The sequence below is a fragment of the Dokdonella sp. genome (genome assembly GCF_049593775.1).
Classification (GTDB): domain Bacteria; phylum Pseudomonadota; class Gammaproteobacteria; order Xanthomonadales; family Rhodanobacteraceae; genus Dokdonella.
Genome location: NZ_JBAWHJ010000049.1, coordinates 1 through 14,963 on the forward strand (window position 1 = coordinate 1; position 14,963 = coordinate 14,963).

Here is a 14,963-nt window from a genome sequence, read left to right on the forward strand (position 1 = left end):
CAATGATTGCGTAGAACATCCGTGTACTCCCGATCATGATGCGAGCCTGTCGAAGTCCGATTGCGGATCAGAGGCTCTTGCAGCAAACCTCGATTCGCGCACCAGAAAGTATATCTATATCATGGGATTGCGGTATTGGCGACTGGACTCGGGGGCGCTGCAGGCCATGCAAGAAGCATGAACCGATCGGTCGCAGGGACCGAGATCCGAAGGTCAGTCGAACCACCATCTCGCGATGAACGAACCGCTGGGCTAAGCTTTGCCGTCAATTCGCTGGAGATCGGCCATGTCGGAACGCGTATCGAACTTCCCCTCTCGCGTCATCATCGGGATGGCGGTCTGCGCCGCCATGCTGCCTCTGCTGGTCTTCGCGGCTGAGCCTGTTGCTCGCGAGGAAGTCGGCAGTCGTGTCAGCGAAAATATCCCGTCCATTCCGGCGAAACTGACCGACCAGCTCAATCGCTACCAGAATACGCGCGGTGCAAGCGTCGCCGGCTGGGTCGGTGCGGATTGCCTGATCGTGGGTACGCGATTTGCCGAAACCAATCAGGCCCATCGCGTCTGCCAGCCAATGGGCACGCGAGAACAACTGACCTTCTACAACGAGCCGGTCGGAAGCCTGACACCGGCCCCCGGTGGTTCGGCACGAACCGGGTTCGTGTTTTCGCGTGATGCTGGCGGAGACGAGTTCTCGCAACTCTACTGGTTCGACATGGAATCGCGCGACACCAGCTTGCTGACTGACGGCAAGCGTTCACAGAACAGCGGGCCGCTGTTCTCGGCCAACGGCACCTTGCTTGCCTACTCGAGCACCTCGCGAACAGGCAAGGACTACGATATCTGGGTTCGTGACATGCAGACGGGTTCAGCCAAAGCCCTGGTGGCCGAGGGCGGTGCCTGGGTGCCGCAGGATTTTTCGCCTGACGGCAAGCGCCTGCTGGTCATGAATTATGTATCGGCCAACGAATCGTATCCCGGCGAAGTCGATCTTGAATCGGGCAAGCTCACGATGTTTCCGGTCGATGGCGGCAAGGCAGCCTTCGGTGATTTTCGATTCGCCGGCAAGGACAATGCCGTCTTCTTCGCGTCGGATGAGCCGTTCAAGGGCAAGCCCAGCGAGTTCAAGACGCTGCGCTTCCACGATCCGGTCAACGGAGAGTTCAGGCAAATAAGCGGCGACATTCCCTGGGACGTGGATGCCATCGAAGTAGCTGATGACGGCCGGCATCTCGCCTACGTCAGCAACGAGGATGGCATCGACAAGCTGCGTGTACTGTCGTTGCCCGATCGGCAGCCTGTAGCTGTCCCCGACTTGCCGATCGGCCTGATCGGGGGGCTTTCTTTCTCACCCGACGGCAAGCGCCTCGCAATGACCCTGAACACGGCGACCTCGCCAAGCGATGCCTACGTAGTCGGCCTGGCCGATGCGAGCCTGACCCGATGGACGATGAGCGAAGTGGGCGGGCTCGACACATCGAAGTTCGCATCGCCAACGCTGATCCGCTATCCAACCTTCGACAAGGTGAAGGGCAAGCTGCGCACCATCCCGGCGTTCTACTACCGTCCCGTTGGCGCGTCTGCCGACAGCAAGCTGCCCGTCGTGATCAATATCCATGGCGGCCCGGAGGGGCAGGCAACGCCGTACTTCAGTTCAACCACGCAATACATGGTCGATCAGCTCGGTGTGGCCGTGATCTACCCGAACGTGCGCGGCTCATCGGGCTACGGCAAATCCTATCTCCAGCTCGACAATGCCGCGAAGAGGGAAGACTCGGTCAAGGACATCGGCGCCCTGCTCGACTGGATAGCCGAGCAACCCGGACTCGATGCAAGCCGTGTCGCCGTGTTTGGCGGCAGCTACGGCGGATACATGGTGCTGGCGACGATGACGAACTATCCCGAACGCATCCGCGCCGGCATCGATATCGTCGGCATCTCGCACTTCGGCACCTTCCTCAACAACACCGAGGAATACCGTCGTGACCTGCGCCGCGCCGAGTACGGCGACGAACGCGACCCGAAAATGCAGGCGGTCTTCGCACGCATCTCGCCACTCAACAACGCAGGCAAGATTCGCGCGCCGCTGTTTGTCGCCCAGGGCAAGAACGATCCACGCGTACCGTGGACCGAGGCCGAACAGATCGTCAAGGCCGTACGTGGCAATGATCAGCCGGTCTGGTATCTGCTGTTCAACGACGAGGGCCACGGCTTCCGCAAGAAGACCAACAGCGACTATTTCACCGCAGCGTCGATGCTGTTCCTGGAGAAATACCTGTTGGGGGACGAGCAAGTCGGGGATCAGTGAGCAGCCGAACTTGCCCGACAGGAACATCACGTCTCCTTTCCAGTGCGGCGAACATCAATTGACTGAGACCATGCGTGGGGAGCGCTTCCCTATGGCGCCGGGGCAAGCACTTGGAGAGAGTTGGCCATGAGCCTGTTCGAATTCGTGACCGTGATGATGTTCAGCGGCGGAAAGCGCGCAAACATCCTCGCGCCGTCTGTTGTACTCGGCATGCTCATGTTGATCATGCTGAAGCGATTTGTCGGTTGATCTCCGGTTGAGCTGAAGATGTCGGTGTTGACATCCAGCGGCAATATTCCAATCTCGGCATCCAAGCTTTCTACCGGCCAGAGTCCTGACACACTTTCATTGCCTTGAGTGTGTTTCATCGCCGGGACGTGTCCTCGAACGACAGCCATGTGGGAACAGACTCCCTGAATCTCCTCCGCTACTGCTATCCGGTTCAATCAGAGTTAGACGGGTCCAGCAGGCGTTGCCCACCCTGCGCTGCGTCATTGACGCAAGCTTGAAAGATCGCCATCGGCGGAACAAGCGACAACATCGTCGAGCAATGCGCAGGATGACGGGATGAGACGCGCGGACTATGCCCTGCGGAATTGAACCGCGAGGTCAGAGGTCGTTGAGCGGTATCTGGTGCCGGTTGGGAATGGAATCCTGAGCGATCCGGGCCGGGGAAAACTTGTCCCGACCCGGAGTTCGCGCGGATCAGAACGATTCGACAACGATCTTGCCTTTCGCCGTTCCCTTCTCGATGAGTGCATGTGCGGCACGGATGTTCTCGGCATTGATCGGACTCAGCACTTCGCTGAGCGTGGTTCGAATCCGGCCGGCATCAATTTCGTTCGCCACATGGCTCAGCAACCTGTGCTGCTCGATCATGTCCGGTGTCTGGTGCATGGGGCGAGCGAACATGAACTCCCAGTGCAGGCTGGCTGCCTTCATCTTCATGCCCTCCATGGCCATCGACAGGTTCGTATCATCGATACAGACGATGCCGCCTTGAGGGCGGATCAGTTCGACCGCCGTATCCCAGTGGCGCATGTCGTTGAAGATGGCTATGTGATCGACATGCTGAAAGCCGAGCGCTCGCACTTGTTCGACCATCGGCTTGCGGTGGTTCACGACCTGATCCGCCCCCAATGAGCGGACCCAGTTTTCCGTTTCCGGCCGCGAGGCGGTGGCGATGACCACCAGACCAGCGGCCCTGGCCAACTGTATGGCGATCGAGCCAACACCACCGCCTGCGCCGATGATCAGAACCGACTGCCCCTTGCTCGCGCCGTCGCGATCGATGCCGAGGCGATCGAAGAAGGATTCGTAGGCGGTGATCGTGGTCAGCGGCAAGGCTGCCGCTTCTGCAAAACCGAGGCTCCGCGGCTTGAACCCGACGATGCGCTCGTCAACCAGCTGGAACTCGGAATTCGAACCCGGGCGGGTGATGTCGCCAGCGTAGTAGACCTCGTCGCCGGGCTTGAACAGGGTGACATCGGGTCCGACGGCCTCGACCACACCGCTGGCATCCCAGCCCAGCACGCGTGGCGTCTTTTCAACGGTGTCTTTCGGAGCGCGAACCTTGGTGTCCACCGGATTGACCGACACGGCTTTCACTGCAACCAGCAGATCGCGCCCGGAAGGAGACGGCTTGGGCAGCTCGACATCGAGAAACGCATTTGGATCATCGATGGGCAGATAGTGGGTTAGTGCAACAGCTTTCATGGCTATTCTCCGGGTTTCAGGACGAGCCCTCGAAAACCACGCCTTCATGCCGGCGGCGCTGGGCTGCCGCATGGATGGTCAGGGTGGGGCTTAGCGTCGTTCTTGATGTGTACAGGCGTGCGGGTTGTCCCGTACGCGCTAATCGGCAGCGGCGCGCTCAGCGAATGTGGCTCAGCTCGTTGAGGGTGAATGCCGTGACCGCACCATCGACTGCGTTCTTGTAGGCATCAAGGTGGGGCGCACTCATGTGTGCTTGCCACAACTCGCGTGATTCCCAATTCTCGATAAACACGAAATGCGCCGGATTCGTGTTGTCGCGATGCAGGTCATACTGGATGCAGCCCTCTTCTGCGCGCGTGGCGAGCACCAGCTTTTCGAGCTCCGCCTTGACCAGATCGATCCGGTCAGGGGCTGCGTGGATGTTGGCAACTATGGTCAGTGCGGCCATGGCTTCATTCCCTTGTTGTTGAACATCGCAGTATGGCTACTTGCGAAAACCGGATAAACAGGCATTATCCGGTTAGATAATCCTGATCAGCCGGATAATGATTCTCGCCAACATCGCCTTGTTCCTGCAGATCGTCGAAAGGGGCAGCCTGGTTGCTGCCGGCCGCGAAGCGGGCCTTTCCTCGACGACCGTCTCGGAGCGCCTGGCCGCGCTGGAGGCGCATTTCGGCGTCGTTCTCCTGAATCGTACGACGCGGGCGATCAGCCTGACCGAAGAAGGTCGTACCCTGGTCGAAGGGGCCAAACACGTACTCAGCGAAGTCGATGATCTCGAATCGCGCATCCGATGGGGTGCCCAAACCCTGTCCGGGCCCATCCGGGTCAGTGCCCCCAGTGACATCGGACGAACCGTGGTCTCTGCCGAGATCAACCGGTTTCTTGCGGAGCATCCCGGGATCAGCGTGGAACTCCTGCTCTCCGACGGCTATGTCGATGTCGTTGGCCAGGGTTTCGATATCGCGGTGCGTTTCGGGCCGGTGACGGACTCGTCATTGCGCGTGAGGAGCCTGAGTCCAAGGCGACGCGTGCTTTGTGCCTCGCCTGCCTACATTGCCCAGAACGGACGGCCCAAGGTCCCCATCGACCTAGAGGAACACAATTGCCTGGTCATGCGATTCGGCCTGAACCTCGACAATGTCTGGCGATTCGGTGCTGATTCAAATCCCCAGTTCGTCACGGTGCGCGGTGACCGTGTCGCAAACGACGGTGCGCTCGTGCGTCAATGGTGCCTGGCTGGCTACGGCATCATCCTGAAATCGGAGCTCGATGTCGGTCCTGACATCAAGTCGGGGAACCTGGTTGAACTCTTGCCCGAGCACGCCCAACCCGCATCGCCGGTGCAACTCCTGTATCCACCCAGTCGGGCGCAGCCTCGACGAGCGCGGGCGCTGGGAGATCGACTGGCCGAGGCACTTGAAGGTCGGAGCTGACGCCGGTTCCGCGGGCGGAAACCCCCTCACCGGCCAGGAATCGCGACGATGTCCATTCCGCGCATTGTGAATTGCGGTCAGCGCATGCACGACCACGCCGTCGGCATTGCAGAATCAGGGCCATCCTGACGTCTTCGCGGCACTATCGGGTGCACAACGAAAGAGTGCACGGATTCAGAAAAACCTTGCGGATCCGCGGCAAATTCCACCGCAAATGGCGAGGAAAGCAATCAATTTCATGAAACTTTCAGAATTCCTGCAGGCTTAATCTGGCGCAAGAGACCATGCTGGCTGCACGCCTCAACCCGCAGGAATCAGACATGAGCCGAATACTCCTGGCCTTGGGCATTGCCCTGCTTGCAGGCAACAGCAAGGCGGCCAACATCAATATCGGACCGAATGGCTGCACTCTGGAAGATGCAATCACCGCAGCCAACGTGAACGCAGCAATCGGAAATTGCGCGGCAGGGTCGGGTAGCGATTCCATCATCGCTCCGGATGGCTGGGTGGTCACCCTCAATTCGGACCTGCCTCCGATAGCCTCTGACATGACTATCCGGTCAGCCAGTGCCGGGGGTGTTTTCTACATCTTGGGGAATGACGAACGCAGGGTACTCAGGATCACCGGCAGCAACACCGATGTAACCCTCTTGCGGGTGGAAATCGGCGGCGGAAAGACCGGTTCGCTGGATGGCGCTGGCGCGGGAATCCGCATCGAGAACGCCAATGTGTCACTGGTCGACTCGGCCATTGTCTCCAACGAATATACCCAGGGCCCCGGCAGCGGAATTTACGTAATCGGTGGTGACCTGGTCCTGGAACGGACCAGGGTTGTGGCGAACGAGGGCGGCGGCGCTGTTTCCGCGCAGAACGCCTCCGTCCACGTCGTTGACTCCCTGTTCTCCCGGAATCCACGAGGCGCAATCAGCGTCGCGAACAGCACTCTTCTGGTCGAGCGATCACTGATTGACGAGAATGAATTCGGAATTGGTGGTAGCCAGTCGGTCGCCGAGTTCATCAATACGACATTCGCCTCCACTGTCCCCAATCCCGACTTCCCGCCGACCGCATTCAGCTTCAACAATTTTTCGTCTGTAACGCTCAATCACGTGACAAGCAGCTACAAGTTCATGCTCACCGATTCCATTCTCAGTGCGAGCAATTCCGCGCTCGGCATATGTGAGTTGTTCACAACGAATGTCGTGTTGAATACCAACAATCTCTTCCAGACATACTTTCCTGTCCAGCCTGACAATTGCCTCGGCGACACGCCGGACAACTATTCCCTGCAACCGCTCGCCGACAACGGTGGGCCGACGAAAACGCGAGCCATTGGAAATCCGGATTCGGAAGCGATCAACGCCGGCAATCCAACCTACTGCGAGCCTGTTGACCAACGTGGCCAGGCGCGCGGAGCCCTGTGTGATATCGGCGCCTATGAAGCGACCGGCTTTGCCGATGTATCAGTCGACGCCCGTATCGAACCCGGCGCACCGTATGTCAGCGGCCAGCGCATTGTGGTCTTTGCCGAGCTGGAAAACAGCGGCCCCGGTGTCGCCACCAACGTCCGCTTCGATCTGGCTTCCACTCATGCTTTCGTCGCAAGCGTGAACTCCGCCTACTGCAACACCATTCCCTGCGTCGTCACCAGCATCCAGCCGGGCCAGACGCTGACCATACCGGTGGAAATGACGCTGGGAAACTACTTCAACAGTCCTTTTTCAATCGACCTGAGCGCACACACGACGGTGGCTTCGACATACGCAGACACCGATGAAGACGATGCCAATGGCAACAATTTCTACAGTGTTTCGCATCCGATCTACCAGGGGGCCGATCTCTCCGTGGTGATGGACTTGCTGACCGATGCGCCGTTCTTCGTCGGCCAGACGATCCAGTACGAAGCCAGGGTCGAAAACCGTGGACCGCAAACCGCAACCGGGGTCGAGCTGCGGTTCACTCCTGACGCCCTGGCCAGCGTCGCATTCTCTGGCTGTGCATCAGTGTCGGGACTGATTTGCAACGTGGCCAATATCGGCGACGGGGCAACACGAACTGTTGCCATCCAGGCTGTTGTCACCGATGACCAGTTCAATGCCGTCGCCGGAGTGAACGCAAACCAGGTTGACATCAACATCAACGACAATGTCGACAACCTGAACAACGGCGGCGGTGTTCAAAAGGCCGATATCGCCGTGGAGTTGACGCTGCTGGATGCCGGCCCGTACTACAGCCTTCGCTACCTGCAGTTCGAAATAGCCATTCAGGCCGGCAATGATCCGGCCTCGAACATCCAGCTGAGCTACACCTTTCCTGGTGCCGAGCTGATCGATATCCAGGGTTGTGCGAGCTATCCCTGCGTCATCCCGCAACTGGCAGCAAACACCCGGATCACTCTGCTAGCACAGTTCTTCGCGCCAGTCGCCGTGCCAGGAACCGTCGACACATTGAACTTCCAGGTGTATGCCATACCCGGGCAACTGGATCCGAATCTGGCCGACAACGAGGCGGGGCTGCTCAGGCCGCTGGTACCCAATGCAGATGTCGCCGCACAGCTGGTACTGGTCAGTTCACCGCCGTACTACGCGGGCCAGGAAATCGAATATGCCCTGCGTATTCCAAACGGAGGTCCCAACGCCGCCACTTCGGTCGCCATCAGTGCGAATCCGCAAAACATGACCTTGCTGAGCGCATTCGGCGATTTGTGCCAGAGCCTTGATTGCACGATCAGCCGGCTCAATGCGTATGACGAGGAAAACCTCACATTGATCTACCAGATCAATCAGGTCGGTGCCTTCAATCTGTCGGCCAACGCGGATGCCAACGAGCTGGACGCCAACGTCGGCAACAATACCGATAGCAGCAACAACGGCGGCGTGGCCATCGATCCGCCAAACGGGGATCTGATCTTTCGTGATGGCTTCGATTGAAGGAGCAGAGCGGGCTATCCAGCCGCTCCTCGTCTTCTATGGCACAGGCGCAATGACAAGCAGCCTATTGGACGTTGGGTGCCATCAACGCGGTGAACTGACCTGGGTTGGTCGACCCGTCTTCCGCCTGCTTCAGGCGCGCAAGGATTCGACAGGCTGGGACCGTCGGCACGGTGCGACGCCCAGCGCTTCATACGCCGCTTCCTGGATACGTTGCCCGAGTGTTTCGTTCCAGCGCATCAACACGATCTTCTGCAGTGCCTGACACGCCGCGCAATCACCGGCGCGGCTGTTGGCGCACGCATCCGGACCATCCAGGGCATTCTGGCTCCACTGCTTGAAGGTGTTGGCGACATAGGGGGTCAAGCGCGCGCAAGCGATCCGCTGTAGTGCTTCGGCTGAGGTGCAGGGAGTGGAGGTAGCAACGGGCATGGCGGCTCCGGTGATCGATGGCCTGATCCGCAGCATGCCCGCCTGCGCCAGATTTGCCCCGTGGCTGGATCACATGTGAACTGCCAACTGCATCACACTCTCGCCCGGCACGGGCAAAAGGAGCGATGGCCGTGGAGCCGAGTGAAGCCACGCCGTTGCAACGGGGCCTCATCGAGAATCCGTGCCGTCGTGCTGGTCCCGGGAGGACACGCACACTCCGGCCCTTCAAGTCTTGTGTGACCGCACGTCCGGTACATGCCCAACTACACAGCCGCGTCTCTTTCGGGAAGGCAGGAAGCGTGGCGCACCGAAGCACCAGAATAGCGATGATAGTATCGAACGAGCATCAGGTTGCAGGACGCTCGGGTTTACAGTCCCCCTGGAAGCACCTGCGCCGATGCGCGGCCAGATTGGCGGCGGGCGAAGGGTGTGTGAGGCTCGCTGTGAGCAGCCTTGCATCCTGAAGGGCATGAGGTGTGCCTGTCTCCGGCGCAATCGCTTGCCCAGCCCAGATGCATAAGCGCTGGCGTATCCAATCCCGATTCGGGCAGGAGTGATGCAATGAGATTCCAGAACGTACGGATCATGGTGTTGCTGTTGGCGAGCGTCGTCGCACCCGTGACGTTGCTCGCGAAAGCCGACACGCACGATCCAGTGACAAGCTGGGTAGCGTCGCACCAGCATGACTTGCTCGACGAGTACGAAACATTCCTGCGCCTGCCAAACGTCGCAACCGATACAGCCGCAATCCGGCGCAACGCGAATGCCCTTGCCGCGATGATGGAGCGGCGAGGACTGTCGCCACGACTGCTCGAGAATGCGGATCGCAGTTCACCACCAGCCGTATATGGCGAATGGAGCAATCCCGACGCAACGCGCACACTGGTGCTGTATGCGCACTACGATGGCCAGGCGGTCGATCCGACCGAATGGAACAGCGACCCGTGGGTTCCGGTATGGCGTGCGGGACGTCTCGATGTGTCACCGGAGATCGTTGCCCGCGATGCTTCGCAGCCGATCGATCCGGACTGGCGCCTGTACGCTCGTGCAGCCTCCGACGACAAGGCGGGCGTTTTCGCGATGCTCGCCGCCGTGGATGCGCTCAAGGCCACGAACCAGTTGCCTTCGGCCAACATCAAGTTCTTCTTCGACGGCGAGGAGGAGCAGGGTTCACCGCACATGCGCGAACTGCTGACCCTGAATCGTGAGCTGCTGGCTGCCGATGCCTGGCTGATCTGCGACGGACCCGTGCACACAAGCGGACGTCCGCAGCTGGTGTTCGGCGTGCGCGGAGACGCCAACGTCGACATCACGGTGTACGGGCCGAAGCGCCCGTTGCACAGCGGGCACTACGGAAACTTTGCACCGAACCCGGCGATGCGCCTGGCCCGCCTGCTCGCCTCGATGAAGGGTGAGGATGGACGTGTCCTGATCGACGACTGGTATGAAGGTGTCGAGCCGCTGGGCGAAGCTGAAAAGACCGCGCTTTCCGCCGCTCCCGATGATCAGGCCGCCATGCTGAACGATCTCGGCCTGACCGAAAGCGAGATGCACGGCGTTTCGTTGCCGCAATCGATCAACCTGCCCTCGCTCAACATCAATGGCCTTCGTTCCGCCGACGTAGGCAAGAATGCCCGCAACGTAATTGCCGTCGATGCGACCGCAACGCTGGATCTGCGCCTGGTCAAGGGCAACACGGTCAAAGGCCAGTTCGACAAGCTTCTCGCCCATATTCGCGAACAGGACTATTTCGTGATCGATCGCGCGCCCACCGATGCCGAGCGTCTGGCCCATGCGAGGATTGCCACCGTCGTGCTGCAGCCGGGCGGCTATCCGGCTTCGCGTACGGCAATGGATCTGCCAATTTCGCGCGACGTCGCCACTGCCATGCGCAGCGTAGCCGGAGAGTCCTTGTTGTTGACGCCAAGCATGGGCGGCAGCCTGCCATTGTTCCTGATCACTGAAGTTACCGGCGCACCAACCCTGGTCATCCCGCTGGCCAATCCCGACAACAACCAGCACGCGGAGAACGAAAACCTGCGTGTCGGCAGGCTATGGGACGGCATCGCGACGATGGCGGCGGTGATGCGCTTGCCTGCGCAATAAATCGGGGCATCGGCAGGAAGGCAGCACGGAAATTCTGAATAGCGACCCGGCCCCATGCAGTGGGGCGGAGTTGAGAGGACATCGCTTCGAAGACCCCAGCGGTCGCTTGCGGCCCTTTACTTCCCCAGACCACACCAGGAAATTCACATGCGCACATTATTGTTGTTCTTGATTGTTGTTGTCTGCTCGCCAGCAATGGGCAGCGAACGGCTGGACAAGGCTGCCCTGGAAGGCTTGCCCAACCTGAGTTTCCACGAACCGAACTTCGTGGCATCCGGACGTATCGAGCCTGATGATGTTGCGATGCTTTTCGCTGCTGGCATCGAGGTCGTGATTGATCTCAGTGATGAAGAGGAAACGCCGGAGTTCGACGAATCCGCCGCAATCACTGAAGCAGGCATGCGCTACAACAACTTGCCGATCGATGGCGCCGCAGGGTTGACCGAGGAAAATGTCGAGACACTCGATCGCCTGATGGCAGCCGCTGGCGACGCGCCCACGTTGATCCATTGCGGATCGAGCAACCGGGTCGGCGCTCTTGTCGCCCTGCGCGCAGCGACGCTGCAGGGACAATCCGTAGAGACGGCTATCGAGATTGGCAAAGCCTGGGGGCTGATGGGCCTGGAGCCTGCTGTACGTGAGCAACTGGCCAAGAGCTCAGCAGCCGCGCCAACCACTGATTCTGCGGCAACCTCAAAGCTTCAGTTTCCCCGAATCACTTCCTCAGGCGGTGTCTACGCCATGCCAGCGGGCGTCGAATTGCCGGCAAGAAACATCATCCATCGGGTCGTCATCGATGCGACTACCGATGCGACCACGCCGACCGGCGGCAACCGCCACCTTGAAGCGGCGGCACGCGCCATCAACCTGTATGCGTTGGCCGGTGTTCCTGCCGAAAACGTGAAGGTCGCTGTCGTGATTCATGGCAAGGCGGCACCGCTTGTCCTTTCGGATGCAAGTCACCAGCGCCTGCTGGGATCGCCCAATCCCGATGCAGGCATCATCGCGGAGCTGCACAAGGCGGGCGTGGAACTCTTCGTTTGCGGACAGTCAACGTCGCATCGTGGCTATGCCCCAGCCGACCTGCGGGATGAGATAACGCTCGCACTTTCGGCGATGACCAAACTGGCCGAACTGCAGGCGGCAGGCTACGGACTGGTGCCATGAATCGCTGCGCAAGACCCCGGCCTTCGCTGGGGTGACAAGACAAGACCAGCTTTGCCTAAACCTTTCGCGGCAGTTGCGCATCCTATTCAACGAGGCTTGAACCTCGACGGGGCTGGGGAGCATTTCAATGGTGCAGGCAGCTATTCTGTTTGTCGCGCTCGCGGCAACACCGGGCGCAGACGCCAATATTGCCGTTCGCGTTGACACCGAATTTGCGCGCGATGTTCTCGCAGAAGTCTGCTCGAATCAGGGCATCGACGATGCGGCGATCCGGCGTTCGGCAGTCGTCAACACCATGGTCGATCACTTCGCGCAATTTCGCGATGACTTCACGATGGATGCCTATGTCGAGGCACGCCGACTCGCGGCTGAGTGCAAGAGCGCCAGCAAGGACATATTCCGCTTTGCCCAGGTAATTGAAGAGCGCGAATCGCTGGCCCGCGAGATCAAGACTATCCACAACTCACAGGCGGGATACTCAAGCGCCATTGCCGGGATGCTCTCGGACTACACTCCAGCCGGCGTGAAATTCTCTGGTGCAGCCACACTCGTCATCGGTTCGCCGTCTTGCGGAGGCTGGTCAAAGGCAGCGGATTTCTATGTCGATGTTCCGTGCGTGAAGTCGGATGAAGCAGGCTTGCAGTATCTGATCGCCCATGAGACCTATCACGCGATCCAGAATCTGTTCATGCCCGAGACTCCGCAGAGCCCGTCGCTGGCAGTCGTGCTCAACGGGATCATCCGTGAAGGGAGTGCGATGGTGGTCGCCGATCATTCAACGATCGAAAAACCGGGTGCCTACTCCGAGCATTCCCTGCGTATCGCCAGGACCAACAAGCGTCGCATGAAGGCCAATTTCGAATTGCTTGATGTCTCGGCGTTCTACCTGGCCGGCAACGACAGATCCGACGCAGCAAGAGTTATCGACACGATCGGTTTGTCCGGATTCTATGACAGCCCGTTCTATTCGGTCGGCGCGGCCATGACCCGGTCCATCGACAGCCATTTGGGTCGCGAGGCACTGCTCTGCCTGATGCAAGCGCCGGCCCAGGAATTTTTTGCCGCTTATGCCAGTCTTCCGGAATCAGAGCAGGCATTTCGGCTTGGCCCGCACACGCTTGCTGGTGTGCAGGGACTGCGCAGCGACGCATCGCGCACGCAAGGGCACGCGTGCCTGTCCGGCGGCAACCCGGATCAAGTCGCAACTGAGTAAGTCAACGTCGATCATGGCCGTGCAGTGAAGCCGGCTTGCCCGCCGGCCAACCGGCGAAAGGCCCAGGCCCTCGCGGCCCGGGTCTCGACAATCAGCCTGCGATCTGACCGAACTTGCCGCTGTTGAAATCATCCATCGCCTGGCGGATCTCGGCCTGCGTGTTCATCACGAACGGCCCATAGCCTGCGATCGGTTCGGCGATCGGCTCGCCACTCAGCAACAGCACCGTGGCATCGGTGTTGGCTTCAATCGAAACCTTCTCGCCATCCCGACCGAGCACCACCATCTGTGCCTCGCGAGCAATGCTTTCGGCGTTGACCATGACCGTGCCCTGCAACACGACCAGGGCCAGCGTGCGCCCGGATGGAACCTCGAACGTGCTGTTGCCACCGCTATTGAGGCGGATATCCCAGACATCGATTGGGGTGAATGTCAGCGCTGGCCCGTGATGGCCGGCGTAGTCACCGGCGATCACACGCACCTTGCCCGCATCGCCGGCCAGTTCAACGACAGGAATGTCCTGGTCAAGCAGGGTCTGGTAGCGCGGTGGAGACATCTTGTCCCTGGCCGGCAGGTTGACCCAGAGCTGCACCATTTCCAGCACACCGCCTTCGCGGGTGAAGTCCTGTGAATGGAATTCCTCGTGCAGGATGCCTGACGCCGCAGTCATCCACTGCACGTCGCCCGGGCCGATCTTGCCACCGGCGCCGGTTGAATCCTTGTGCTCGACCTCGCCCTTGTAGACGATCGTCACGGTCTCGAATCCTCGATGCGGGTGCTGGCCTACGCCGCGCGGTCGCGTGGCCGGCTCGAATTTCATCGGGCCCGCATAGTCGAGCAGCAGGAACGGGCTCAGCTGCGCGGCGTGGCTGTTGTAGGAAAACATGGAGCGTGCCGGAAAACCGTCTCCGACCCAGTGCGGTGCCGGTGCATCCTGGACAGCAAGTATCTTCTTCATGGTGATCTCCCGGTAGACGAGCTCATCGCTGCGTCTTCAATGCGCACTAGATAGGGTCTGCACGGCACGCAGGGTAGGTCGGAATGACGGGACAGATTGTTCACCAAACAGAGCAAGTGGCTGAACGAAGCCCGGGATTGCGATATTCATGCACGGGTCGCGTTTCCTTCAGGGGCGAAGTAGAGTTCGCACAGAACCGACGCATCCCGCCCGGATAACCACGGAGAGTTGCCCATGATTGCCCCAACCCGACACCGCGTCCTGCGAAGTTTGGCCGTCCTCCTGCTTGGACTTCTGGTGGCAACGGCAGCCATTGCCAAACCATCGAACAAATGGCGGATCAAGTGCAACCACAGGGCTGATGTGGCCGGTGTCATCGTGCTGCGCCTCACACCGGAAGGGCAGGCTGCGGTGGAGGTCACCGTGGACATCGCCAAGGGCACCCGTGAGAACGAAGCCGCACGAACGATTCGCAAGGCCATCAAGAGTTCAGCCTTGGGCGAAAGGTACAAGATCGAGATCGACGATGGCGAAGATGTGCTGATCAAGCGGCGCAGTCGCCAGCCGAATATCGATCTCGAGATCGTCAGTAATACGGCGGATGGCCTCAAGATAAAGACGCATCGGGAGTAGCGAGTTTCCGAAATTCAGTTCCGGCGGACGACAAGCGTCAGTTCATGTGTAGAGTAGGGTCTCAGAC

General features: G+C 59.9%; 13 protein-coding genes. 9 read left to right on the top strand and 4 right to left on the bottom strand.

Annotation, left to right across the window (positions count from 1 at the left end):
- The 3 genes from WBP53_RS01850 to WBP53_RS01860 form a co-directional block, all read left to right on the top strand.
- Window positions 1-181 (top strand): hypothetical protein (locus WBP53_RS01850; RefSeq protein ID WP_423925352.1); only part of this gene is annotated, 181 nt, incomplete at its 5' end.
- Window positions 182-286: 105 nt separating this feature from the next.
- Complete coding sequence (locus tag WBP53_RS01855; protein ID WP_423925354.1) at window positions 287-2,305, top strand: S9 family peptidase; 2,019 nt, start codon at window positions 287-289, stop codon at window positions 2,303-2,305.
- A 126-nt stretch (window positions 2,306-2,431) separates the two neighbouring features.
- A complete protein-coding gene (locus WBP53_RS01860) occupies window positions 2,432-2,554 on the top strand; it encodes a hypothetical protein (protein WP_423925356.1) in 123 nt (40 codons plus the stop codon).
- Window positions 2,555-3,010: 456 nt separating this feature from the next.
- Here WBP53_RS01860 and WBP53_RS01865 read toward each other — a convergent pair whose 3' ends face one another.
- Window positions 3,011-4,021, bottom strand: coding sequence for a zinc-binding alcohol dehydrogenase family protein (locus tag WBP53_RS01865; RefSeq protein WP_423925358.1), 1,011 nt, complete (start codon window positions 4,019-4,021; stop codon window positions 3,011-3,013).
- Between the two features lie 157 nt (window positions 4,022-4,178).
- Entirely contained in the window at window positions 4,179-4,469 is a 291-nt protein-coding gene (locus WBP53_RS01870; protein ID WP_423925360.1) for a putative quinol monooxygenase, read from the bottom strand.
- A gap of 97 nt (window positions 4,470-4,566) precedes the next feature.
- Here WBP53_RS01870 and WBP53_RS01875 point away from each other — a divergent pair, with 97 nt between their 5' ends.
- Window positions 4,567-5,457, top strand: a complete 891-nt coding sequence (locus tag WBP53_RS01875) for a LysR family transcriptional regulator (RefSeq protein ID WP_423925362.1) — start codon at window positions 4,567-4,569, stop codon at window positions 5,455-5,457.
- A gap of 320 nt (window positions 5,458-5,777) precedes the next feature.
- Window positions 5,778-8,387: a choice-of-anchor Q domain-containing protein gene (locus WBP53_RS01880; RefSeq protein WP_423925364.1), complete on the top strand. Its 2,610-nt coding sequence runs from the start codon at window positions 5,778-5,780 to the stop codon at window positions 8,385-8,387.
- A 132-nt stretch (window positions 8,388-8,519) separates the two neighbouring features.
- Here WBP53_RS01880 and WBP53_RS01885 read toward each other — a convergent pair whose 3' ends face one another.
- Window positions 8,520-8,819 (bottom strand): hypothetical protein, encoded by a 300-nt coding sequence (locus WBP53_RS01885; RefSeq protein WP_423925366.1) that lies wholly within the window; start codon window positions 8,817-8,819, stop codon window positions 8,520-8,522.
- A gap of 561 nt (window positions 8,820-9,380) precedes the next feature.
- Between WBP53_RS01885 and WBP53_RS01890 the strand changes: the two genes are divergently transcribed.
- From WBP53_RS01890 to WBP53_RS01900, 3 genes are all read left to right on the top strand, one after another.
- Window positions 9,381-10,925: a M20/M25/M40 family metallo-hydrolase gene (locus WBP53_RS01890; RefSeq protein ID WP_423925368.1), complete on the top strand. Its 1,545-nt coding sequence runs from the start codon at window positions 9,381-9,383 to the stop codon at window positions 10,923-10,925.
- A gap of 147 nt (window positions 10,926-11,072) precedes the next feature.
- A complete protein-coding gene (locus tag WBP53_RS01895) occupies window positions 11,073-12,092 on the top strand; it encodes a DsrE family protein (protein ID WP_423925370.1) in 1,020 nt (339 codons plus the stop codon).
- 127 nt (window positions 12,093-12,219) lie between these two features.
- The gene (locus WBP53_RS01900; RefSeq protein ID WP_423925372.1) at window positions 12,220-13,305 is read left to right on the top strand and encodes a DUF5700 domain-containing putative Zn-dependent protease; all 1,086 of its coding nucleotides are present in this window, start codon (window positions 12,220-12,222) and stop codon (window positions 13,303-13,305) included.
- A 91-nt stretch (window positions 13,306-13,396) separates the two neighbouring features.
- Here WBP53_RS01900 and WBP53_RS01905 read toward each other — a convergent pair whose 3' ends face one another.
- Window positions 13,397-14,263, bottom strand: coding sequence for a pirin family protein (locus WBP53_RS01905; RefSeq protein WP_423925374.1), 867 nt, complete (start codon window positions 14,261-14,263; stop codon window positions 13,397-13,399).
- A gap of 234 nt (window positions 14,264-14,497) precedes the next feature.
- Here WBP53_RS01905 and WBP53_RS01910 point away from each other — a divergent pair, with 234 nt between their 5' ends.
- Window positions 14,498-14,896: a hypothetical protein gene (locus tag WBP53_RS01910; protein WP_423925376.1), complete on the top strand. Its 399-nt coding sequence runs from the start codon at window positions 14,498-14,500 to the stop codon at window positions 14,894-14,896.
- Window positions 14,897-14,963: the final 67 nt, after the last annotated feature.

What these genes read in the sequence shown, in the direction of transcription:
- WBP53_RS01855 (WP_423925354.1), top strand. Translation starts at nt 287, where the DNA reads ATGTCGGAACGCGTATCGAACTTCCCCTCTCGCGTCATCATCGGGATG.
- WBP53_RS01860 (WP_423925356.1), top strand. Translation starts at nt 2,432, where the DNA reads ATGAGCCTGTTCGAATTCGTGACCGTGATGATGTTCAGCGGCGGAAAG.
- WBP53_RS01865 (WP_423925358.1), bottom strand. Translation starts at nt 4,021, where the DNA reads ATGAAAGCTGTTGCACTAACCCACTATCTGCCCATCGATGATCCAAAT.
- WBP53_RS01870 (WP_423925360.1), bottom strand. Translation starts at nt 4,469, where the DNA reads ATGGCCGCACTGACCATAGTTGCCAACATCCACGCAGCCCCTGACCGG.
- WBP53_RS01875 (WP_423925362.1), top strand. Translation starts at nt 4,567, where the DNA reads ATGATTCTCGCCAACATCGCCTTGTTCCTGCAGATCGTCGAAAGGGGC.
- WBP53_RS01880 (WP_423925364.1), top strand. Translation starts at nt 5,778, where the DNA reads ATGAGCCGAATACTCCTGGCCTTGGGCATTGCCCTGCTTGCAGGCAAC.
- WBP53_RS01885 (WP_423925366.1), bottom strand. Translation starts at nt 8,819, where the DNA reads ATGCCCGTTGCTACCTCCACTCCCTGCACCTCAGCCGAAGCACTACAG.
- WBP53_RS01890 (WP_423925368.1), top strand. Translation starts at nt 9,381, where the DNA reads ATGAGATTCCAGAACGTACGGATCATGGTGTTGCTGTTGGCGAGCGTC.
- WBP53_RS01895 (WP_423925370.1), top strand. Translation starts at nt 11,073, where the DNA reads ATGCGCACATTATTGTTGTTCTTGATTGTTGTTGTCTGCTCGCCAGCA.
- WBP53_RS01900 (WP_423925372.1), top strand. Translation starts at nt 12,220, where the DNA reads ATGGTGCAGGCAGCTATTCTGTTTGTCGCGCTCGCGGCAACACCGGGC.
- WBP53_RS01905 (WP_423925374.1), bottom strand. Translation starts at nt 14,263, where the DNA reads ATGAAGAAGATACTTGCTGTCCAGGATGCACCGGCACCGCACTGGGTC.
- WBP53_RS01910 (WP_423925376.1), top strand. Translation starts at nt 14,498, where the DNA reads ATGATTGCCCCAACCCGACACCGCGTCCTGCGAAGTTTGGCCGTCCTC.